Genomic DNA, 20,665 nt, shown 5'->3' with positions numbered 1-20,665 from the left:
TCGAAAACGTAAAAATAGATAGTTTTCTGCAACTTGTTCGGTAACGTCCGTTGAGGTGGCATCCCGACCGTCCGGCAGGTGCAGTCGGGACGCCGCCCGGTTCCGCGGGCCGTCGTGGGCTTCCCGACCGCGCGACGGCGCGCGAACCGAACCCCCGCGCATCCCGGTGAACCCCGACCGCGCACGGCGGCTGCTTGCGTCACCGGACGCTTGCCTCGTGTACGCACCGACCCGGTCGCCGGCGGGAATCGCGGCTCAGTCGAGGCCTGCCACGGAGCGCAGTTCGGCGATCTCGCGGTGCGCGGCGGCGAGATCGGCGGCCATCCGTCGCGTGCCCCCGGCGACACCCGCCTCCCACACCTGACGCACGAGCTGCTCGGCGGCGGTCTTGTTCCAGGCCGGTCGCCACCATCACGCGGTGGGTCAGGGTCACGATCGCATGCTCGTCCATGCCTTCAGGACATCCCACCGGTCCGTACCCCGCACGGCGAGGACGCTCCTCCCGCCCGCAGCCTGTGACGAAAACCGGAGCGCCGCACACGCCATGCCGCCCCCGGGCCGGTCGGGTTGTGAGACTTGTAGGACCACGCCTCGCGCGCGTACACGCGCGCGAGGCCTCGAACCCCGTCCCGAGCAGCCCGGACGCCCGATCGCCCCGTCGCCCCGTCGCCCCGTCGCCCCGTCGCCTGGAGCCTGTCTCTTCGATCACAACAGTTGGGCCGGGCTGGGGCCGGCCGGCTGGCCCCAGCCGTGCTCAACCGACCGGCGGCATCGGGCGGGTTCGTCTCCTGCGCCGGCGAACAGCGCGGTCAGCATGGGTGCGCCGTGCGCAAGGGTCTGGTGCGGCAGGGGGCCTGTGGCGACGAGGGATGCGAGTCCGTGGCCGATGGCCCAGCTCTGTGTTGCCAGTTCCAGCGGATCGACCTCGTCGCGGAAGCGGCCACTCGCCTTGGCCCGCTCGATGGCGTGGACGAGACGGTGCAGGGTCTCGTCCGCGGCACCGGCGTCTTCGAGGTCGAAGCCCGCGTCGAACATGACGCGGTAGAGGTCGGGGTTTTCCAGGGCGTTGGCCAGGTAGGCACCACCCAGGGCGGCTAGATCTCTCACTGGGTCCGCTGACGTCTCGACGGCTGCAAGTCGGGTGGCCAGGCGGGTGAAGCCTTCTTGTCGCAGTGCCTTCCACAGGCCGTCCATACCGCCGAAGTAGGTGTAGACGGCCATCGTTGATACGCCGGTTCCGGCGACCAGGGTGCGCAGTGTGACCGGTTGCCTCGTCCGCAGCATCTGTGCGGCCCGTTTAAGGAGCAGGGAGCGGACCGCTGGATCTTTCGTCCTTGCCATGGCCCCACAATACATAGCATCGCTATGCTTTGATGGATGCCGATCTTGCCGCTCCACCTGCCACGAGGAAGAGGCCGTTCATGTCTGTGACGCTGCTCAATCCCGAAGGATTGCCGAAGCCCGAGGTCTACCGACAACTGTCGGTCGCCACCGGATCGAAGCTGGTGTTCCTCGCGGGACAGGTCGCCCGCGACGCTGACGGCCGGCCCGTGGGTCAGGGGGACTTCGCCGCTCAGGTCGAGCAGTGCTACCTCAACATCGGCACCGCTCTGGCCGCGGTCGGCGGCTCCTTCGACGACGTGGCGAAGTTGACCGTCTACGTCGTGGACTGGAGTCCCGAGAAGATGCCGTTGCTGGGTGAGGGCGTGGGCCGGGCGGCAGCGAAACTGGGCATCGATCCGGTCAAGCCGATCACCCTGCTGGGCGTCGCGGCGCTGGGGGAACCGGACCTCCTGGTCGAGGTCGAAGCCACCGCGGTCATCGAATAGCCGTAGCACTGCGAACAGGGAGGCTCTGAGGCTGACCAGAATCCGCCCGCAAACATGGCAAGACCATCGGCGGGGCCACCGTCGCCGGCGACCGCATGATCTCCATGGCCCTGCACCCGCGCGACCAGGAGATGCGGTGAACACGCCGGGGCCAACGGCCGTGTCCCGACAGCCGGCGTCGCGCGGTGCGTTCGTCGCGGACGACGTTCATGCCCAGACGCTGTGCCTGATGGTCCAGGTGCTCGGCGAGGTCTCCGGCGGAGGACCACCCACGCGCCCGGGCCCGCTCGCGCCAGCGCATGTTGGGTGTGCGATCGATGGTGGCGCTGCCCATCCGGTCCCCGGGAACAACAGCGGTGACCCGAAACCCCACCGTAGAACTCGGTAGCATCCCCGCGTCCGCGGGGCCGACGAACCGCCACGCGGCCACTGCGTGATCTTGGCGAGGTACACGGACTCAACGGGCCCGGCGTCGTGTACGCTCGGTGCGCGCAGGACCGTCGCGCGGGGGGCATCTGTTATCCGGGCGGTCGAGGAGTCCTTGTGAACATAGCGCCTCTGCGCCATCTGCCGCGCAAGATCAAACCGGAGTACACCGAGGCGATGTGCGGCGCGATCATCACCGACAACAGCGCGATCTGTCACGATCCGACCAGGGCCACCTGCGCACGGTGCGTCGACGACCACAACTCCGAGGCATTTCGCGAACAGGACGACTTCTACAACTATGGCTGATCCAGCCGTTGTCGCACCGCATGGGAGTTTTGACGGCTCCGGTATCAAGCCGAGGTCATCGAGCGAACAGCACGGCAGCAAACCCCGCGTTCGCGGGGCCGACAACGGTTCGCCCTGATGCCGGGGCCAGTCGGCTTCACCACGTTCGTCGGAATCCGTGCGCATCGAGAGTGAACTCGCCACCGATCTCTCGGTCGTTGGAGTACTTCGGTCGGAGAAGTCAGTAGGGAGTTTCGAAGCCCGCCGACTGGTCGAGATGGAACGGCGAGCCGGGACTCTCGGGAGCCCAGCCGCCGGAGCGGGCCAGGCGGATGTTGGCGGCGACGTCGGAAGGCAGGACGGAGCCGGGGGACTCACGGCCCCAGACGCTGCTGGGGTGGCGCAGGTTGGTGGTGACCAGCAGCGTCGTGCCGGGAGTGGCCGCACACTCGACCGCATACGTGGCGGGCGAGTGGCACATGTCCTGCTCCCAGGTGGGGCGTCGCCGCAGACACCATCGGTACTCGACGCCGTCGACGGTGATTCGCCGCGAGCCCTTCTTGGCCAGTGCCATGATCTCCTCCTTCTGTCGGATGGTCGGATGGAGAGTACTGAAAGGCCGGGAGGTCGTCTTCGGGTTTGTTGGGGGGCGAGGACGCCGTCCTCAACGCGGGGGCGTGGCTTCAGTGCAGGCGCCGTACGCCTGTGGAACACCAACAGATCGATGGGTGCGCGGGTTGCCCGTGGTGGAGTTCCCGCGGAGGGCTTCGAGTGCCGGCGCCGACCGGCAACTCGCCCGGGCCGACGGGCCGTTGTCGGGCGTGTGCGGGGCCGTTGACGTCGGTGGATGGATGATGCGGCGGGATCGACACCCCTGTGGGACCCCGAGCGGGACCTGGCCGCCGTGCCCGGCGCGCCGGGGTGGTCGGGATCGCGGGCGGGGCTGGTGCGTGCGGCGTTCGCGGGGGTGGATGCGCGGGTGGTGGCCGAACGGGCTCTGCTGCCGGGCGCGTTGCTGCCGGTGGTGTCGATGCTGGACCGGGCGGCGGAGCCGGTGTTGCGACGCCGGGTGTCGGCGGTGGTGGGGTGCCTGGAGCGGGTGGTCGAGTGCTATCCGAACGACGACGGGTTGCGGGACTACCTGGAGGTTCCCCACGTGTTGCGGCGGTGGGTCCTGCGCGGCGGGCGTCGGGAGCGGCTCCGGGTGGACTTTTGTCGATTGGACCTGCTCGGCACGGACCTGGACTCGGTGCGCGTATCGGAATTCAACCCGAGCAGTCCCGGGGGTGCGGTGGTCGCGGGCATCGTCAACCGGGAGTGGCGGCGGTCGCCGGTGGGCGCGTTGTTGGCCGAGTGGGGCACGCCTTGCGCTCCCGTGGAGGGTCCGACGTGGTTCGCCGACTGGCTGTTCGCGTACGGCCGCGAACGGGGGGTCTCGGACGCGGACGCGCGACGTGTCGCCCTCGTGCGGGGCGTGCGACGGTCCCGGTTCGAGGTCGACGCGCTCACGGCGCAATTCACCGCGAGCGGTGGCGAGTTGATACCCGTGGACGCCGCCGACGCCGCCGCCTCGGCGGGGTTCGCGCCGGCCTATCCCAAGTACGTCCCCACCGTCGCCGCCGCCGAGGTCGAGCGGTGGGCGGCGTTGTGCGAACGGTTGTCCGCGGGCGACCTGGTGGCGCCCAACCCCCTGGGCGCCCGGTGGGTGGCGGAGAACAAACTGTCTCTGGCCGTCCTGTCGGACCCGCGGTTTCGGTACCTGTTCACGCCCGCGCAGCACGCGGCCTGCGACGCGCTCGTGCCCCGGAGCCGCAAGCTGGGCGGCGTCTCCCCCGCCGAGGCCGTCGCCGGGCGCCGCGATCTGGTACTCAAGGCCCCTTACGGATACCGCGGGCAGGCCGTCCACCTGGGCATCGACACCGACGCACGGACCTGGTCCGACCCCCTCCGGGACCCGGCCCGACGCGGATGGCTCGTCCAGGAACGCGTCGTCCCCGCACACGTGGACACCCACGAAGGCCGATACTTCCGTGACCTGAAGGTGCCGGTCCTGCGCGGACGCGTCATCGGCTACGCCTCACGCATGGGCCGCGCCCACCTCCTCAACGGAGCACTCGGCAACGCGGTCGCCGCCGTATACGCGCCCCACGACCTCGACACCGACTGAACGCCCCGCACCCACGAGGACCGGGGCGGGCACTCGGAATCGCCCGTTGGAGAGCAGGTCGGTGGGCGGTCGGCGGCCGGCTCGAAGCGGTCCGGACGCGGGCGAGTCGGCTGCATGGTGGGAGTCGGGCAGCGACCCGGGCGTCCCTGCGTCACCTCGTCCAGCCAAGAACCACCACGCGGTTCCGCCGGACGGGAGCCACCGATGCGACGGGCCCGTCCGTCAGCTTGACGTGCAACCGCGCATGATCCCTACTGTGGGCATGGTGGGATGGGGAGATTGGCAGCAGCGGGCGTATGACAGGGTCGCGACCGAACTGTCCCGCACCGACCCGGATATCGAGGTCGTCCGCGTCAGCGAATGTGACCTGCCCGCGCTACCGGACGAGCTGTGGCGCTTGCGGCGGCTGCGCGGCCTTGCCGTCCATGCCGACTACCTCCACGAGATTCCCGCCGAGATCGCGCGGCTGACCCGGCTGGAGAGTTTGGAGATCTCCGCACCGATCACCGCCCTGCCGCCGGAGATCGGCCTGCTTGCACGGCTGCGCGAGCTGACCATCACCAGCGACGAACTCGCTGAACTACCCGTCGCGATCGGCGGGCTCCGCCGACTGGAAGTCCTGCAGGCCCAATCCGCGCCGCTCGAGGCCATCCCGGCGGAGCTCGGCCGACTCGTGTCCCTGCGCCGCCTGGTACTGAACGGCAATTCACTGGAAACCGGCGGAATCCCGGCAGCACTGTGGGAACTCGGTGAGCTGCGCGAACTGGTCATACCGCACTGCCAGGTCGACGAACTACCGCAGGGCATCGGGAACCTCCGCGCGCTACGCCACCTCGACCTCGGCGACGGCATCCTCAGCGACGACGACGGGCTGTGGTCCGCCCCACCCGCCGACCTGTGGGACCTGACCGCGCTCGAAACACTGATCCTCCCCTTGAGCGGCCTCACCGACATTCCGCCTTCCATCGGGCGCATGACCCGGCTCCGGTACCTGGATCTCAGCACATGCGATGTGCGAGAACTCCCGCCGGAGACGACCCGCCTCGCCGGCTTGGAGCACCTCGACCTCAGCTGGAGCCTGGTACGCACCGTGGACCCGGCCGTGCGCGGCCTGCCACGCCTGCGAGAGCTCCGCTTGAGTCGGCGCGACATCGACGACCCCGGCCTACCCCTTCGGGCCACCACGACACTGAACGTCCCTCCGCCGCACGAGTGACGCGGCCGGCGCGGGGGTGTCGGGCGCGCGCGCCGCAGCCGGCGTGGGGGTGTCGGGCGCCCGCGCGCCGCAGCCGAACGCACCGCTCAAGATGCCGGTGCCGGCCACTCGCCCCCGGCCCGGCGCACGCGGCAACGACGCGGGCAACTCGATCCGTTCGCTCCGTCGCCGAAGTTCCCGCCGCCCCAGTTGCGTGCCGTGCGGGGCGCCCCGCAACCCCGGATGACCGTAGCCGAATTCCCGACCGGGCGATCGTGCGGTGCCCCGGTCGTGGCCACACGCCGTCCGGCCTATGCCTGTGGGGGCCCGGCGGGCGGGGTGTCGGCGCTCCTCGCGGCGAATTCCGACAGCAGTTCCGCGGTCGCCTCGGGCGCCTCGCACGGAGGTAGGTGCCCGATGCCCGGCAGCAGTTCGACCCGCGCGTTCGCGACCGCGGCGTACCGGTGCGCCGACGACGGGTCCCAGCGAGGGTCGGCGGTGCCGAACACCACCAGCACGGCAACCTCGAGGGCGGCGAGGCGCTCGGGCACGCTCCGCTCGGCGATGTACGCGCGATTCCGGCGCATCACCGCCCTGAACGCGCGGTACGTGGTGCCGCGCAGCTCGGCGACCATGTCGTCCGGGATGTCCACGGGGCGCGCGGCCGTCGCGTTGACGCCTTTGCGGATCATCGCGTCCGAACGACGCGACCACAGGAGCGGGCCGAAGGGCGGGGCCAGCATGACCCTGAGGATGGCCGGTTGCGGAAGGAGCGCGTCGAGACTCGGGCCGGTGCTGATCAGCGCGAGCGACCCCACCAGGTCGGGGCGTTGCTCCGCGAGCGCGGTGGCGACGTAGCCGCCGCTGGAGTGCCCGACCACGGTGACCGAACCGAGACCGAGGTCGTCGAGCAGCGCCGCCACCCGGCCGGCCTGCACGGGCACGTCGTAGGACGCCGCGGGCGGGGACTGGCCGCACCCGGGAAGGTCGACCCGGACGACGTGGTGCAGGCGGGCGAGTGCCGGAACCAGCGGACCCCATGAGGCTCCCGCGGCCCCCGATCCATGGATGAGCAGCAGCGGCGGCGACTGCCGCGGGCCGTCGTGGACCACATGCATCCCATGCGCGTCGTACTCAACGCCGTTGTTCTCCCTCATGCGGGGATGATGCGTGGCGGCCCGGCAGGCGGTCTTGTACAAAAGTCGTCGCGAAGCCCGCTCTCGACCCGGAGCGTCACGCGGCGGCGCGGCGCGTGCCACCGAGGCGGCGCGGGGCGTCGTCGAGGTCGGCGACGCCACCCGGCTCATCTGCTCGTGGAGCGACCCACGCGCAGATGAGGCGGTTCACCGCGCCCGACGGCTTCGCCTTCTCCGTGAACCATGGCGATCGACACGGGCGACATCGCGCGGGTCGGCATCTGTGCCCTGAAGCTGCCGGCCGGGCGATTCCCGGCCTTGAGGCCACGACTGGCCACGAATCGGCGCCGGAGGCCCCTGGAGGGTGCGGGTCGAGGCGGTGATCACAGCTTGAACGCCTTGCGCGGGTTGACCGTGACCAGATCCACGGCCGTCTCCATCGCCTCGTCCTCGTCGAGCCGGTGCTCGGCGACCAGTTCGGCGAGATAGCCGCAGTCCAGCCGCCGCGACATGTCGTGTCGGGCGGGGATGGAGCAGAAGGCCCGGGTGTCGTCGACGAAGCCGGACGTCCGGGAGAATCCCGCCGTCTCGGTGACCGCGCGACGGAACCGGCGGATGGCGTCGGGGGCGTCGAGGAACCACCACGGGGCGCCCGCGTAGACCGAGGGGTAGAACCCGGCCAGCGGAGCGATCTCCCTGGTGAAGACGGTCTCGTCGAGGGTGAACAGGATCAGGTGGAATCCTTCGGCGGTTCCGTACCTTTGCAGGAGCGGACGCAGGGCGTCGGTGAACTCGGCGCGCAGCGGGATGTCGTGGCCGGTGTCGGGGCCGTACCGGTGGTGGGTGGGCGCGTGATGGTTGCGGCGCACGGACGGGTGCAGCGTCATCACGAGGCCGTCGTCGCAGGACATGCGGGCCATCTCGAGCAGCATGTGTCGACGGAAGGCGACGCCCTCGGCTTCGCTCGCCGTCCCGCGCAAGGCGGCCCGGTGGATGCGGGCGGCCTCGCGGTGGGTCAGCGGTTCGGTGCCCACGTCCGGGTGGCTGTGGTCGGCGGAGGTGGCGCCGTGCGCGATGAAGTGGCGTCGTCGGTCTTCCAACGCCCGGATGTAGCCGTCGTAGTCCGAGGTGTCGATATCCGCGGCCTCGCCCAGGCGCGTCACGGCCTCCCCCCACCCCTGACCGGGTTCCAGGTAGCGGTCGGGTCGGAAGGTGGGCAGGACCCGCGCGGTCCACTCGGGGTCGGCGGCCAGTGCCCGGTGAGCGGCCAGATCGTCCGCGGGGTCGTCGGTGGTGGCCAGCACCTCGATGCCGAAGCGGCGGAACAGTGCCCGCGGGTGGAAGGCCGGATCGGCCAGCCGCGCGGCGATCCGATCGTAGATCCGGTCGGCCGTGGCCGCGGCGGGCCGCTCGCTCACGCCGAAGATCTCGACGAGTTCCGCCTCCATCCAGTAGCGGACAGGGGTCCCTCGGAAGGCGGTCCAGTGCTCACACATCGCGCGCCACGCCCGGCGGCCCTGCTGTTCGGTCAGTGGTCCCCGCCCCACTCCGAGTTCGTCCAGCGGGACACCGCAGGCGTGCAGCAGGCGGGTGACGTAGTGGTCGGAGGAGATCAGCAGGCTCGCCGGATCGCTGAACGGCTGGTCGTCGACCAGCAATTGAGGGTCCACATGACCGTGCGGCGACAGGATCGGCAGGTCGCGGACCGCTTCGTAGAGACGGCGGGCGACGGCGCGTGCTTGTGCGTCGACGGGCAGGAGCCGGTCGGGATGGAGTGAGGAGGGCATACTTCGCATGGTTGTCCGCAGCCGCGGGCCACGGCAATCGGTTGTCATGTGTTGCCGCGAGAGCTTGCGTGCGGGTGTTGTGGAGCGCCGCCCGTCCCCCACGACGAAGCGCCGGCCGCCGGCGTGAGGGGCGCCGCGATCTGCGCGGCGAGGTGCCCGGCCCCGAAGCCGTTGTCGATGTTGACGACCGCGACCCCGGGGCTGCACGCGTTGAGCATCGACAGCAGCGGGGCCAGGCCGCCGAAGGCCGCGCCGTAGCCGACGGAGGTCGGCACCGCGACGACGGGCGCGGCGACCAGCCCCGCCACCACGCTGGGCAGCGCGCCGTCCATGCCCGCGGCGACGACCACGACCCGGGCGGAACGCAGCAGGTCGAGCATGCCGATCACGCGGTGGAGTCCGGCGACGCCCACGTCCACGGCCAGCTCGCAGCGCCGGCCCAGATAGCGGGCGGTCAGTTCGGCCTCGAGCGCCACCGGGAGGTCGGAGGTGCCCGCGGCCAACACGACCACGAGACCTCCCTCCGGAGCGGGCGGTTCGGGCGGCCACACCAGCAACCGGGCGTCCGACTCGTGACGGGCGTCGGGCAGTTCGGCGAGGACGGCGCGCGCGTGTTCGGGACCGGCGCGGGTGAACAAGGCCACCGCCCGGCCGCGCTCGCGCAGCTCGACCGCGATCGCGCCCACCTGGTCCGGGGTCTTCCCCTCGCAGAAGATCGCCTCCGGATATCCTCTGCGGTCGATCCGTTCGTGGTCGAGACGGGCGAACGATTCAGCCATGGCGGACTCCGATCAGGGAAAGCGTGAAGGCACCCGATTGCATGCCGGCGAGATCGACGGCGACCATCCGGAACCCGGCGGCACGAACCACCGCCAGAGCCGCCTCGCGCAGGTCGCCCGCGAGCGCCGCGATCTCGGCGACGGGCACCTCGATCCGTGCGACATCGCCGTGGTGGCGGACCCGGCAGTCGCTGAAGCCCAGTCCCCGCAGGCCCCGTTCCGCCGCCTCCACCTGTCCCAGCTTTTGCGGTGTGACCTCGCTGAAGTGCGGGATCCGCGAGGCAAGACACGGCGCGGCCGGTTTGTCCGCGCAGGGCAGGCCCAGCGCGGCGGCGATCCGGCGGACCGCCGCCTTGTCCAGGCCCGCGTCGGCGAGCGGGCGCGACACGCGGTGGCGCGTGGCCGCCTTCCGGCCGGGACGGTCCGCGCGCAGCACGTCGTCGGCGTTCTCCCCGTAGGCGACGGCCGTCAGACCGTGCGCCCGGACCACCTCCGCGGAAATGCGGGCGAACAACTCGTCCTTGCAGTGGAAGCACCGGTCGGGGCCGTTGGCCCGGTAGGCCGGCAGGTCGCCCTCATGGGTGGCGACCTCGACCACGCGCGCACCGATCTGCTCGGCCACTCGCAAAGCTGCCGTCCGCTCGTCGGCGGCGAGGCTGGGCGAGATGCCGAGCACCGCGACCACGCGGTCGGCGCCCAGCGCTCGGACGGCCAGGGCCAACAGCACGGAGGAGTCCACTCCCCCGGAGAAGGCCACACCGAGCCGCCCGGGCGTGTGGAGCAGTGTTCCGACGCGGTCGGCGGCCTCGCTGTCGGTGTCGGACAGTCCCGGGAGCATGACGTGCTTCTCCTCCTGCTGATACGTGTCGGTCCGGGGGGGTGTCCCGGGTTCCCGACGTCCACGCCGATGACGACGTCTTCGGTCAGGCGAGTTCCCACGCGCGGGCGGTGAGCGCCTCGACCAGTTCGGTGTCGCGGGCGAGGGCGGGATCGAGGAATGCCAGCACGGCGTGCGCGGCGTCGGACGGTGATCCGGTCAGGACCGGGGCGGCGGCGTCTCGGACGGGGATCCCGTTGCTTCCGAGCAGGTGCAGCAGCCACGCGGCGATGACGCGGAGCGCGCCGGGCGGCATCGCCCCGGACGTGCGCTCGGCGTAGAGCGTCGGAAGCACGCGTACCGGGATCTTCTGGGCTCCGTCCTCGGCGATCTTGGCGAGGGTGTGCCGGATGCGCGGGTTCGCGAAGCGGGCCGTCAGCGCGTCCCGGTAGGCGGTCAGCGCGGTTTCCGGGAAGTCCAGGTGGGCCGAGGCCTCGCCCCACCATTCGCGCACCCAGACCCGGCAGACCGGATCGGCCACGGCCTCGGCGACGGTGGCGTGCCCGCGGAACGGCGCCGCGTACGCCAACAACGAGTGGGCGCCGTTGAGCAGCGACAGTTTGCGTTCCTCGTACGGCGTGACGTCGGCGACGAAGCGGGCGCCGGCGTCCTCCCAGCGGGGGCGCCCGGCCGGAAACTCGCCGCTGAGCACCCACTCGGTGAACGGCTCGGTGACGACCGGGACTTCGTCGCGGCGCCCGGTCGCGTCCCGGACGGCGGCCACGTCGTCCGCGGTGGTCCACGGGGTGATCCGGTCGACCATGGTGCCCACGTACGAGGCGTGCGCGGCCGCCTCGCGCCATCCGGGGTGCCCGATCGTGTCCGCCAGTTCGCCGATCACCCGTGCGGTGACCTCGCCGTTTCCCGGCAGGTTGTCGCACGGCACGACTGCCACGGGGCCGCCGCCCGCGAGCCGCCTGGCGGCCAGCCCGGCCAGCAGCCGCGCGGCGACGGTGGTTACCGGGGCGTTCGGGTCGGCGCGGAGCGCGGCGATATCGGCACTCACATCGGCCCGTCGGGTATCCAGGCCGCCTCCGGGGGTGCGGGTGTACGCCGCCTCGGTGACCGTGAGGGTGACCACCGCGAGTTCCGGCCGCCGCCAGTGGTCCAGCCACGCGGCGTGGTCGCCGCCGGAGTGCGCCGAGGTGAGCGAACCGACCACCTCGCAGCGGTCGCGGTCGGGAGCACGGGTGACCAAGGTGTAGAGCCCGTCCTGGGCGGTCAGCCGCTCGGCGATCGCGGTGCTGCGCCCGGTGAACGCCGCAATCCCCCACCGGTCGGCGTCGCCGGCGTGCTCGGTGTACCAGGCCTGATGGGCTCGGAAGAAGCCGCCCAGGCCGAGGTGGAGCATGCGCACCGGCGCGGCGGGGCGTCCGTCGACCGCGCGGGACAAGGGCCGGGTCGCGGGTGGGGCGGTCACAGTGCGGAGACCTTTCGCGGGTTGACGCTCGTCGAATCCGCCGCCGCCCCGCACGCCTCGTCCCGGTCGAGCCGGTGCGGTGACAGGGTCGGCAGGTCGCGCGCCGTCTCGTGGCGGCGCCGGGCGAGAGCCCGCACACCGGGGTCGACGGGCAGGAGTCGGTCGGAGTGGAGGCTTGGCATGACGGCATGTTCGTTGCCGTCGGCTCGGCGCGGCAACCGGTTGCCATGTGTTGCCCTGGGCACTTGCACCGCGTCGGACGCCATGGTCCTCTGGCCGCCATGACAGCACAGATCGGTGGGCCGGACGCCGTCCTCCCCGAGGCCCGGGTGCGAGCCTTCGTCGCCGAGCAACTGGCCGACGAGGATCTCGACGGCCGGAGCGTATGCCTGGTGGTACCCGACGGCACCCGCAGTTGCCCGCTTCCGCTGCTGCTCGCCGCGGTGCACGAGGCGCTGTACGGCCGGGTCTCCCGGTTGACGGTGCTGGTCGCGTTGGGTACGCACGCGCCGATGGGCGAGGCCGAATTGGCCGCCCATGTCCCGCCGCTGCCGGGCATGACCGTCCTCAACCACGAGTGGTGGAAGCCGTCCACGTTCGTTTCGGTCGGCACGATCGGCGCCGAGCGCGTGGCCGAGTTGTCCGGTGGACTGCTGCGCCAAGAGGTCGACGTGCGCCTCAACCGGGCCGTCGTGGAGCACGACGTGGCCTTGGTCGTGGGCCCGGTCTTCCCACACGAAGTGGTCGGCTTCTCCGGCGGTGACAAGTACTTCTTCCCCGGCGTCGCGGGCGCCGACATCATCGACCTGTCGCACTGGCTCGGGGCACTGATCACCAGCGCGGAGATCATCGGGACGCGCGGCATCACCCCGGTCCGCGCGCTGATCCACGAGGCCGCCGCGCTGATCCCCAGCCGCAGGCGCGCGTTGTGCGTGGTGGTCGAATCCGGCACCGGGGCGCTGCACTCGATGGCCTACGGGACCCCAAAGGCGGCCTGGTCGGCGGCGGCCGACGTGTCCGCGCAGGTCCACGTCCGCTACCTGGACGCCCCCGTGCGGCGTGTGGTGTCCGTGATCCCGGAGAAGTACGAGGACATCTGGACCGCGGCGAAAGGCTTCTACAAGCTCGAACCGGTCGTCGCGGACGGCGGCGAGGTCGTCCTGTACGCGCCGCACGTGCGGACGATCTCCGCGATGCACCCGGAGATCGAGGAGATCGGCTACCACTGCCGCGACTACTTCACCAGGCAGTGGGACCGCTTCAAGCACCTGCACTGGGGTGTCCTGGCGCACTCCACACACCTGCGCGGCGCGGGTACGTACGACGAAGAGCACGGCGAGCGCTGCCGGTTGACCGTCACCCTCGCGACCGGCATTCCCGAAGGCGTCGTCCGCGGGGCGAACCTCGGCCATCTGGACCCCTCCGCGGTGGACTTCGCGGCGCTCGCCACCGACCCGGACACACTCGTCGTGCCGCAAGCCGGCGAGGTCCTGCATCGGCTGCGCCCATGAGGGCCGCGTGGGTCGACGCGTCCGCCGGCATCGCCGGGGACATGCTGCTCGCCGCCCTCGTCGACGGCGGCGCCGCGTTGAGCACCGTGCGTGCCGCGGTGGAGGCCGTGGTCCCCGGCGAGGTACGCCTCGTGCGGACACAGGTCACCCGCGCCGGGATGCGGGCGACGCGGATCCATGTGACGCCGAGCGACGACGACCACGCCCACCGAACGTGGCGTGACGTACGCCGCCTCATCGAGCAGGCGCCCCTGGCCGATCCGGTCCGCGCGTCGGCACTCGCCGCCTTCGCCCGCCTCGCCGTCGCCGAGGCACACGTACACGGCACCACAACGGAAGAGGTGCACTTCCACGAGGTGGGTGCCTGGGACTCCATCGCCGACGTCGTCGGCGTCTGTGCCGCGCTTCACGACCTCGCCGTGACCGATCTGACCGCAGGCCCCGTGGCGTTGGGCGCCGGCAGCGTCTCCACCGCCCACGGCGAACTTCCCGTCCCCGCCCCCGCGGTGGCCGAACTCGCCGCCGAGTGGCAGGTGTTCGCGGGCGGCGAAGGCGAACTCGCCACCCCCACCGGCATGGCGCTGCTCACCACCCTGGCCCGCGAGTGCTCCCCCCTGCCACACCTGCGTCTGGAGCGAACCGGCGTCGGGGCCGGCAGCCGCGACACCCCCGGACGCCCCAACGTCACCCGCGTCTTCCTCGGCACCCCGTCCCCCGCCACGACCCTCGACTCCCCCGTCGACGCCTTCGACGCCTTCGACGCCTCCAACGCCTCGGAAGCCGTCGTCCTGGAAACCAACATCGACGACCTGGACCCGCGCGCATGGCCCAGCGTCCTCGCCTCCCTGATGGCGGCCGGCGCCTCGGACGCCTGGCTGACCCCCATCCTCATGAAGAAGGGCCGCCCCGCGCACACGCTCTCCGTCCTGTGCCCACCGCAAGGCGCCCAGCCCCTGCGTGACGCCGTCTTCCGCCTCACCACCACCCTGGGTGTACGCGAACGGCCGGTCCGCAAGACCGAACTCCACCGAGGCTGGGCCCACGTGGACGTCCTCGGCAGCCGCCTCCCCGTCAAGGTGGGCCACCGTGGCGGCACAATCCTCCAGGCCACCCCCGAGTTCGCCCCCGCCGCCGCCCTCGCCGCCCGTCTCGGCCTCCCCGTCCACACCGTCCTCGCCGCCACCACCACCGCCGCCCACCAGGCAGGCCTGACCTCCGGCGGCCCCACCCCGCAAACGCTCGCGCCGAACCCGCCCGAACCCGCGGCGCCGCAGACACCTGTCCCACCCGTCGGCGAAGCAACCGCTGTTCGGACAGCCGGGTAGCCGGCGGCGTAGCCGTGCGACGACGGCCGCTCCGGGGCTACGGTCATCGTCGTCGACCCGGACGGCCGCGCGGTGGGGAAGGCGTCCGACGGAGTACAGTGCGCTCCCTCCCACCATTCATGGGCAGCCGTGGCGTCGTCCGATACCGGGTGCCGCCGCCCCGGACCTGCGGCTTTCCCAGAGCACGGAAGTGAGATCGGGTGAGCGAGCGTGACGGCGCACCGACCGCCGCAACCGGCGGGAGCAAGGCGCCGACGATCTACGACGTCGCCCGGGCCGCGGGGGTGGCCGCGTCCACCGTGTCCCGGGCGTTCGCCAGGCCGGGCCGGGTCAACGCGGCGACCGCGGAACGCATCCGACGGGTGGCCGCGGAGCTCGGCTACCGCGTCAATCCGTTGGCGTCGGGATTGCCCACCGGCCGCACCTCGATGCTCGCGCTGGTGGTTTCCGACGTGACCAACCCGTTCTACGCCGAGATCATCCGGGGAGCCGAGTCCGCCGCCGCCGAGGCCGGCTTCGTCCTCCTGCTGATCGACGCCCAGGAGTCCGACCGGGTGGAACGCACCAGTCTGGAACGGGCGTTGCCCGCCGTCGAGGGACTCGTACTGGCGGGTACCCGACTGTCGGACTCGGCCATCCGGATGACCGCCAAGCAGCGACCGGTGGTCGTCCTCAACCGCGACGTCGCCGACGTCCCCAGCATCACCCTCGACAACCCGCACGGCATGCTCGTGACCGCGGAGCATCTGGCGCGGTTGGGTCATCACACGGTGACCTACCTGGCCGGTCCGGAGGCCTCGTGGGCGGACGGAATGCGCTTGCGGAGCCTGCGCGAGGCGGCGACCGGGCTGGACCTGCGGGTGCAGCGCGTGGGCCCGTTCGCGCCGACGGTCGCGGGCGGTCGCGAAGCCGCCGACGCGCTCCCCCGGGACCTGCCGACCGCCCTTGTGGCCTACAACGACCAACTGGCGATCGGGGCCATGCTCGCTCTCCAGGCACGCGGCGTCCGAGTTCCCGAGGACGTCAGCGTGGTCGGCTTCGACGACATCTTCCCGACGCGCATCGTCAGGCCCGGGCTGACCACCGTCGCGGCCCCGCTGCGCGCCCAGGGACGGGCCGCCGTCGAGGCGCTGCTGTCCTCGCGCGGCAACCCGGCACCGCGCACCGGCAAGCCCATGACCTTGCCGGTGAAGCTCATCGTCCGTGACTCGACGGCACAGGCTCGGCGCACCCGGCGTCCGAGCCCGTAGAGCGCTACGGGGTCGCGGACTTCGCCGGCCACCGCTTCCTCCGGCTACCGCCGCGCGTCCGGGGCCGCGGCTGCGACCTCGGCGAGCCACGCGTCGGCGATCAGCCGATGCCCCGGAGGGCTCGGATGGACGCCGTCGGGGGCCAGCTCCCGCGGCTCCCGGTCCCGCGCCGCGCGGGGCAGCACCAGGTCCGCGCGAACCACCTGGGCTCCGTTGTGCGCGGCGGCCCGCAGGACGGCCTCGGTACGCGGCGACAGGTCCTCGAACCAGCGTTCCTGGTCCGGGCCGACCGGAAGCAGGAACGGGGTGATGACGACCAGCCGTGCGGACAGCTTCCGCGCGGTGGCCGCGAGCAGCCGGTCCAGGCACGCCTCGAACTCGTCGACCGGACTGGGGAGGTTTCGGTCGTAGCGTCGCCAGGTGTCGTTGATGCCGATCTTGACCGTGACGACAGTGGGCCGGTGGTCCATGACGTCGGTGCTCCAGCGGGATTCCAGGTCGTACACGCGGTGGCCGTTGATCCCCCTGTTGATGACGTTGGGGCCGGGTCCGTCGTGCGCCCGCTCGCGCAGAGTCCGCGCGATCTCGTGGACGTATCCCCGACCGAGCGATGCGGGGTCCGCACGGTCGCGGCCCGCGTCGGTGATCGAGTCGCCGATGAACACGAGCGTGTCGTCGTCCCCGAGATGCATGCCTGCCGTCCTGGCGTCTTGGTGGGTGGGCGGGCGACGGGACGTCTCACGCGTGACCCGCCGGATCACAGTCGACCACGTCGGATCGAGGAGGTCGGTTCCGCGGTGCGCCCGAGGGTCTCGGCCTCGCGCGCCAGCACCGCGGGGTCGTCGCCGGGGACGAACTCCAGGAGCGCCTCGACACCCCGGCCCGCGAGCAGGCCGAGGACCGCGGTCCACAGGCCCCGGCGGTCCGCCAGCGGCAGCCGGTTGTTGCCCGGCCACCACGAGAAGACATGCACGGCGGTGACCCGGTCGCCGAGTTCGACGAGCCCTGCCAGCGCCTGCTCGTCGGGGGTGTCCTGCGGCGGCTGCCAGTACGTGCGGACGTTGTCCGCGCCCACCTCGTCCAGCAGCCGGACGGTCGAGGCGACGGTGTCGGTGAGCGTGTGGCCGTGGAACTCCGGCGCGAGCTCCAGGCCGTGGTCCGCGGCGATCCGGGCCGCCTCCCGCAGGCAGCGCACGGTTTCGTGCCGCTCGTCCGGCAGGGCGGACCGCGATCCGGTCGCGCCCGCCCAGACCCGTACCCGAGGTGCCCCGAGCAGCACGGCGGCCCGGGCGACGGCGGGGAACGCGGCCAACTCGGCGGGGGTGGCGCGAAAGTACGAACCGTACGAGCAACAGACCAGCCCGTAACGGTCGGAGACCTCCCGGACCGCGCGGACCGTGCCGGGCTCCCCCGCGGGCGCGTGCACGTCCGCTCCCCACTCGATCACCTCCAGGCCCGCGTCGGCCGCGCGTCGCGCGACCTCGGCGGCGGCCAGCCGGCGGAAGGTGACCGAGCACAGGCCCAGCCGGGTCCGCCCGCCCCCCGCTGTGTCCGTCGACCCGGCCGGCGGGCGGAGCGGGGGGCGGTCCGCCGCGCCCCGTGTGCTCTCCTCGGTCATGGCCCTGCCTTCCTGCGGTCGGCCTGCGGATGGTCTGCGATCGCCCCGTGGGGGTCCGACGCGGTCCGCCCGGACGGGGTCGGGCGGACCGGGTCGAAGGAACCGGCGGGGTCGGGTGCATGGATCGGTCGGACGTGCGGTGCCCCGTCACCGGCGGTCGCTCAGGGGGCGTTCGGGCCCACGTCCGCGGCGGTGAGGGGGTGCCGGAGTGCGGGCGTGGTCGCGTACTCGTCGGCACCGATGTCCCGTACGCTGCCGCGCGGGTCCCCGTCGATGTCGTCGGCCAGGACCAGGCCGCCCAGCGTGGCCGCGCCGATCGCCGGGCTGCCCGCCGTCAGCCGCAGAACGCCGTCCGCGCCCTGACCGAGCCGGGGGTCGGCCCGGATGAAGCTTCCGGCGGGGATGTTGCCGTTGGCGGCCGCCCCCCACAGCAGGTTGCTCTGCCAGGTGAAGCCGGTGGTGGCTCCCATGGCGACGAGGCTGCCGGAGTCGCCGACCAGCAGGTTGTCGGCGATGGTCACGTCCTGCGGCTCGAACGCCCGCGTCTCGCCCGACAGCATGCCGGCGTTGTTGATCAGGGAGTTGTGCGCGATCACCGCGCGGTCGCAGGCGTCGTTGCCCCGCCGCTGGGTCTCCGTCTCACTCGGGGTGTGGTCACGGGTGCTGCCGCTGCCGACCACCAGGGCCCGGCCGGACAGCCCGCTGAGGTAGTTGTTGACGATCACATGGTCGTTGCCGTAGATCCGCACCCCGTCGATGCCGCCGATCAGGTAGTTGCCCTCCACCGTCGAACCGTTGCCGTGCCGCAGCACGATGCCGCCGCGGCTGTCGCGGATGGTGTTGTACCGGATGGTGTTGCCCGAGGACTTCACCGAGATGGCCTCGGGGTCGCCGTCGCAGCGCTCGAACAGGTTGTACTCCACCTTTCCGCCGGCGTCGGCCAGGGCCCGGCCGCTGACGCCGAAGCGGATGGGCTCGCCGCCGTTGTCCCCGGTGAAGCTGTGGTCGGAGAAGTGGTTGCGGAAGATCTGCACGTTCTGCGCCATGTCGGTCTTGCCGGGGCCGTCGACGACGACGAAGATGCCCGTGGTGGTCTTGTTGTGGAAATGGTTCCGGTCGATCTTCGTGTCGTTCGCCCGGACGACGACCCAGTACGGATCGCCGCTGTCCGCGAACTGGAAGTCGTTGCGGGTCAACCGGATCGCCGAGCAGTTCGTCGGGACCTCGAGCGTGGTGCTCTGCCGGAAGGCGAAGCCGCTGATGACGATGTTGCTCGAATTGGCGAGCACGAAGCCGCGTGCGCCCCGCAGCACCACACCGCCGCGCGTCTTGGACACGATGGTGATGGGCGCGGCGCTCGTGCCGTTCTTGCCGGAGATGTTGATCGAGCCGCCCGACGGGACCGTGTAGGTTCCGTCGGCGACGACGATCCGGTCACCGGGTGCGGCGCCGTTGATCGCGCTCTGGAGCGCCGCGAGGGAGGCGACCGGGATGTCGGCCGCCGACGCGCTGCCCGACAGCGAGGTGGTGAGGGGTGCTGCGGCGAGTGCGGCCACGGCGGAGCCTTTGAGGAACGTGCGTCGTTGCATGGTGCCTCCTGGATCGAAGTGGGCGGGTGCGCTCAGTCGGCCCGGGGACCGACGTCGGCCGGGGTCAGGGGTCCGCGCCTCGGCGCCCGGCGGGAGTATTCGTGCGCGCCCACGTCCGGCGTCCTGGTGCGGGGCTGTCCGTCGATGTCGTGCGTGATGCGCGGCCGGCGCGGCGTGCCGGCGTCGATCGCGGGGCTGCCGGCGGCCGGCCGGGCGATGCCGTACGGGTCCTTCACCAGCTTCGGGTCGACCCGGGTACCGCCGCCGGCGGGGATGTTGCCGTCCGCGGCGGCACCCCACAGGAGATTCCCCGACCAGGTGAAACGCACGGTGTTCGCCATCGCGACCAGTTCGCCCGTGTCCGCGACGAACAGGTTGTCGGCGACGGTGACATCCCGCGGCTCGTGCGGACGGTGGCTCTCCCCGGAGATCGTGCCGCCGTTGTTCACCAGGGTGTTGTGGGCGATCAGGATGCGGTCGGGGGCGTCGTTGCCGCGCCGCGCCTCGGGCGTCTCGCCGGGCAGGTGATCGCGCTCCGATCCGCTGCCGATCACCAGGGCGCGCCCGGCCAGGCCGGAGAGGTGGTTGTTGACGATCACATGGTCGTTGCCATAGATCCGCACGCCTTCGGTGCCGTCGATGAAGTGGTTGGCCTCCACCCGGTTGCGGTTGCCGTGCCGCAGTACGATCCCGCCGAAACTGTTGCGGATGGTGTTGTGCCGGATGGTGTTGTCCGAACTCTTCACCGAGATCGCCTCGGGGTCCCCGTTGGCCCGTTCGAACAGGTTGTACTCCACGATCGCGTGGGCGCTGGACAGGGCGCGGGGGCTGACGCCGAGCCGGATCGGTTCGCCGCCGTTGGAGCCGGTGAAGGTGTGGTCGGAGAAGTAGTTGCGGTACACGTGGACGCGCTGGGCCATTTCCTCGGTGTTCGCGCCCTCGATGCCGAGGTAGATGCCGAGGGTGCTCTTGCCGTGGAAGTGGTTGTGGTCGACCGTGCTGTCGTCCGCGCGCACCATCACCCAGTGCACACCCTCGATGTCGGCCAGGTGGATGTCGTTGCGGGTGAGCCTGATGTGCGAGCAGTCCGGGGGGATGTCCAGGGTGTTGCGCTGCCGGAAGGAGAAGCCGCCGAGGGTGATGTGGCACGACGCTTCGAGGACGAAGCTGTGCTCGCCTTCCAGGATGACGCCGCCCTGCGTCCGGGCCGCGATGGTGATGGGCGCGCGCCCGCTGCCCTGCTTGTTCCGAATGGTGAGCGGGCGGTCCGAGGGGACGGTGTAGGTCCCGTCGGCCACCACGATCCGGTCGCCGGGTCGTGCCCGGTCGATCGCGGCCTGCAGCTCGTCCAGTGTGCGGACGGCCCTGGGGGCCGCGCTCGCGCTCGCGGTCAGCGCTCCGCCGACGGGGGCGGCGGCCAGCGCCACCCCTGCCGCGGTACCCATCAGGAACGTGCGGCGTTGCATGG

General features: G+C 71.7%; 19 protein-coding genes. 7 read left to right on the top strand and 12 right to left on the bottom strand.

All coding sequences use genetic code 11. The features are described from left to right. Positions 1–705 precede the first annotated feature (705 nt). Positions 706–1,341, bottom strand: coding sequence for a TetR/AcrR family transcriptional regulator (locus ACWCPW_RS17515; RefSeq protein ID WP_449762440.1), 636 nt, complete (start codon positions 1,339–1,341; stop codon positions 706–708). Positions 1,342–1,421: 80 nt separating this feature from the next. On the opposite strand from ACWCPW_RS17515, the gene ACWCPW_RS17510 reads away from it, so the two are divergent. Both ACWCPW_RS17510 and ACWCPW_RS17505 read left to right on the top strand, forming a co-directional pair. Beyond that, complete coding sequence (locus ACWCPW_RS17510; protein ID WP_449762439.1) at positions 1,422–1,829, top strand: RidA family protein; 408 nt, start codon at positions 1,422–1,424, stop codon at positions 1,827–1,829. A 543-nt stretch (positions 1,830–2,372) separates the two neighbouring features. Next, positions 2,373–2,564, top strand: coding sequence for a hypothetical protein (locus ACWCPW_RS17505; RefSeq protein ID WP_449762438.1), 192 nt, complete (start codon positions 2,373–2,375; stop codon positions 2,562–2,564). A 220-nt stretch (positions 2,565–2,784) separates the two neighbouring features. Here the strand turns inward: ACWCPW_RS17505 and ACWCPW_RS17500 are convergent, their stop codons facing one another. Continuing rightward, entirely contained in the window at positions 2,785–3,117 is a 333-nt protein-coding gene (locus ACWCPW_RS17500; protein WP_449762437.1) for a hypothetical protein, read from the bottom strand. Positions 3,118–3,390: 273 nt separating this feature from the next. On the opposite strand from ACWCPW_RS17500, the gene ACWCPW_RS17495 reads away from it, so the two are divergent. Together ACWCPW_RS17495 and ACWCPW_RS17490 are read left to right on the top strand one after the other, a co-directional pair. Then, a complete protein-coding gene (locus ACWCPW_RS17495) occupies positions 3,391–4,710 on the top strand; it encodes a hypothetical protein (RefSeq protein ID WP_449762436.1) in 1,320 nt (439 codons plus the stop codon). Between the two features lie 262 nt (positions 4,711–4,972). Continuing rightward, the gene (locus ACWCPW_RS17490; RefSeq protein WP_449762548.1) at positions 4,973–5,926 is read left to right on the top strand and encodes a leucine-rich repeat domain-containing protein; all 954 of its coding nucleotides are present in this window, start codon (positions 4,973–4,975) and stop codon (positions 5,924–5,926) included. Between the two features lie 290 nt (positions 5,927–6,216). On the opposite strand, the gene ACWCPW_RS17485 is transcribed toward ACWCPW_RS17490, so the two are convergent. The 6 genes from ACWCPW_RS17485 to ACWCPW_RS17460 form a co-directional block, all read right to left on the bottom strand. Continuing rightward, the gene (locus ACWCPW_RS17485; RefSeq protein ID WP_449762435.1) at positions 6,217–7,062 is read right to left on the bottom strand and encodes an alpha/beta fold hydrolase; all 846 of its coding nucleotides are present in this window, start codon (positions 7,060–7,062) and stop codon (positions 6,217–6,219) included. Between the two features lie 362 nt (positions 7,063–7,424). Further along, positions 7,425–8,828 (bottom strand): glucuronate isomerase, encoded by a 1,404-nt coding sequence (gene uxaC / locus ACWCPW_RS17480; RefSeq protein ID WP_449762434.1) that lies wholly within the window; start codon positions 8,826–8,828, stop codon positions 7,425–7,427. 44 nt (positions 8,829–8,872) lie between these two features. Further along, positions 8,873–9,607, bottom strand: a complete 735-nt coding sequence (larB, locus tag ACWCPW_RS17475) for a nickel pincer cofactor biosynthesis protein LarB (RefSeq protein ID WP_449762433.1) — start codon at positions 9,605–9,607, stop codon at positions 8,873–8,875. Continuing rightward, entirely contained in the window at positions 9,600–10,445 is an 846-nt protein-coding gene (gene larE / locus ACWCPW_RS17470) for an ATP-dependent sacrificial sulfur transferase LarE (RefSeq protein WP_449762432.1), read from the bottom strand. The genes larB and larE overlap by 8 nt, the downstream gene beginning before the upstream one ends. Before the next feature lie 85 nt (positions 10,446–10,530). Further along, positions 10,531–11,904, bottom strand: coding sequence for a mannitol dehydrogenase family protein (locus tag ACWCPW_RS17465; RefSeq protein WP_449762431.1), 1,374 nt, complete (start codon positions 11,902–11,904; stop codon positions 10,531–10,533). Next, positions 11,901–12,086: a hypothetical protein gene (locus ACWCPW_RS17460; RefSeq protein ID WP_449762430.1), complete on the bottom strand. Its 186-nt coding sequence runs from the start codon at positions 12,084–12,086 to the stop codon at positions 11,901–11,903. The genes ACWCPW_RS17465 and ACWCPW_RS17460 overlap by 4 nt, the downstream gene beginning before the upstream one ends. Before the next feature lie 99 nt (positions 12,087–12,185). Between ACWCPW_RS17460 and ACWCPW_RS17455 the strand changes: the two genes are divergently transcribed. From ACWCPW_RS17455 to ACWCPW_RS17445, 3 genes are all read left to right on the top strand, one after another. Beyond that, entirely contained in the window at positions 12,186–13,415 is a 1,230-nt protein-coding gene (locus ACWCPW_RS17455) for a lactate racemase domain-containing protein (protein WP_449762429.1), read from the top strand. Continuing rightward, positions 13,412–14,740, top strand: coding sequence for a nickel pincer cofactor biosynthesis protein LarC (larC, locus tag ACWCPW_RS17450; protein ID WP_449762428.1), 1,329 nt, complete (start codon positions 13,412–13,414; stop codon positions 14,738–14,740). The genes ACWCPW_RS17455 and larC overlap by 4 nt, the downstream gene beginning before the upstream one ends. Before the next feature lie 200 nt (positions 14,741–14,940). Then, positions 14,941–15,990 carry a LacI family DNA-binding transcriptional regulator gene (locus ACWCPW_RS17445; protein ID WP_449762427.1) on the top strand — a complete coding sequence of 350 codons (1,050 nt, stop codon included), beginning with the start codon at positions 14,941–14,943 and terminating at the stop codon, positions 15,988–15,990. 44 nt (positions 15,991–16,034) lie between these two features. Here ACWCPW_RS17445 and ACWCPW_RS17440 read toward each other — a convergent pair whose 3' ends face one another. From ACWCPW_RS17440 to ACWCPW_RS17425, 4 genes are all read right to left on the bottom strand, one after another. After that, the gene (locus tag ACWCPW_RS17440) at positions 16,035–16,682 is read right to left on the bottom strand and encodes an SGNH/GDSL hydrolase family protein (protein ID WP_449762426.1); all 648 of its coding nucleotides are present in this window, start codon (positions 16,680–16,682) and stop codon (positions 16,035–16,037) included. A 65-nt stretch (positions 16,683–16,747) separates the two neighbouring features. Next, positions 16,748–17,608, bottom strand: coding sequence for a sugar phosphate isomerase/epimerase family protein (locus ACWCPW_RS17435; RefSeq protein WP_449762425.1), 861 nt, complete (start codon positions 17,606–17,608; stop codon positions 16,748–16,750). Between the two features lie 161 nt (positions 17,609–17,769). Next, positions 17,770–19,197, bottom strand: coding sequence for a chondroitinase-B domain-containing protein (locus ACWCPW_RS17430; RefSeq protein ID WP_449762424.1), 1,428 nt, complete (start codon positions 19,195–19,197; stop codon positions 17,770–17,772). Between the two features lie 32 nt (positions 19,198–19,229). Beyond that, entirely contained in the window at positions 19,230–20,663 is a 1,434-nt protein-coding gene (locus tag ACWCPW_RS17425) for a chondroitinase-B domain-containing protein (protein WP_449762423.1), read from the bottom strand. Positions 20,664–20,665: the final 2 nt, after the last annotated feature.

It is taken from the genome of Embleya sp. NPDC001921 (genome assembly GCF_053594475.1).
Note: the sequence above shows the minus strand (reverse complement) of the source record. Positions and strands in the feature narration are given on the sequence as shown.

Coding starts and splice junctions, on each gene's coding strand:
- ACWCPW_RS17515 (WP_449762440.1), bottom strand. CDS start 1,341: ATGGCAAGGACGAAAGATCCAGCGGTCCGCTCCCTGCTCCTTAAACGG.
- ACWCPW_RS17510 (WP_449762439.1), top strand. CDS start 1,422: ATGTCTGTGACGCTGCTCAATCCCGAAGGATTGCCGAAGCCCGAGGTC.
- ACWCPW_RS17500 (WP_449762437.1), bottom strand. CDS start 3,117: ATGGCACTGGCCAAGAAGGGCTCGCGGCGAATCACCGTCGACGGCGTC.
- ACWCPW_RS17495 (WP_449762436.1), top strand. CDS start 3,391: ATGGATGATGCGGCGGGATCGACACCCCTGTGGGACCCCGAGCGGGAC.
- ACWCPW_RS17490 (WP_449762548.1), top strand. CDS start 4,973: ATGGTGGGATGGGGAGATTGGCAGCAGCGGGCGTATGACAGGGTCGCG.
- ACWCPW_RS17485 (WP_449762435.1), bottom strand. CDS start 7,062: ATGAGGGAGAACAACGGCGTTGAGTACGACGCGCATGGGATGCATGTG.
- uxaC (WP_449762434.1), bottom strand. CDS start 8,828: ATGCCCTCCTCACTCCATCCCGACCGGCTCCTGCCCGTCGACGCACAA.
- larB (WP_449762433.1), bottom strand. CDS start 9,607: ATGGCTGAATCGTTCGCCCGTCTCGACCACGAACGGATCGACCGCAGA.
- larE (WP_449762432.1), bottom strand. CDS start 10,445: ATGCTCCCGGGACTGTCCGACACCGACAGCGAGGCCGCCGACCGCGTC.
- ACWCPW_RS17460 (WP_449762430.1), bottom strand. CDS start 12,086: ATGCCAAGCCTCCACTCCGACCGACTCCTGCCCGTCGACCCCGGTGTG.
- ACWCPW_RS17455 (WP_449762429.1), top strand. CDS start 12,186: ATGACAGCACAGATCGGTGGGCCGGACGCCGTCCTCCCCGAGGCCCGG.
- larC (WP_449762428.1), top strand. CDS start 13,412: ATGAGGGCCGCGTGGGTCGACGCGTCCGCCGGCATCGCCGGGGACATG.
- ACWCPW_RS17440 (WP_449762426.1), bottom strand. CDS start 16,682: ATGCATCTCGGGGACGACGACACGCTCGTGTTCATCGGCGACTCGATC.
- ACWCPW_RS17435 (WP_449762425.1), bottom strand. CDS start 17,608: ATGACCGAGGAGAGCACACGGGGCGCGGCGGACCGCCCCCCGCTCCGC.
- ACWCPW_RS17430 (WP_449762424.1), bottom strand. CDS start 19,197: ATGCAACGACGCACGTTCCTCAAAGGCTCCGCCGTGGCCGCACTCGCC.
- ACWCPW_RS17425 (WP_449762423.1), bottom strand. CDS start 20,663: ATGCAACGCCGCACGTTCCTGATGGGTACCGCGGCAGGGGTGGCGCTG.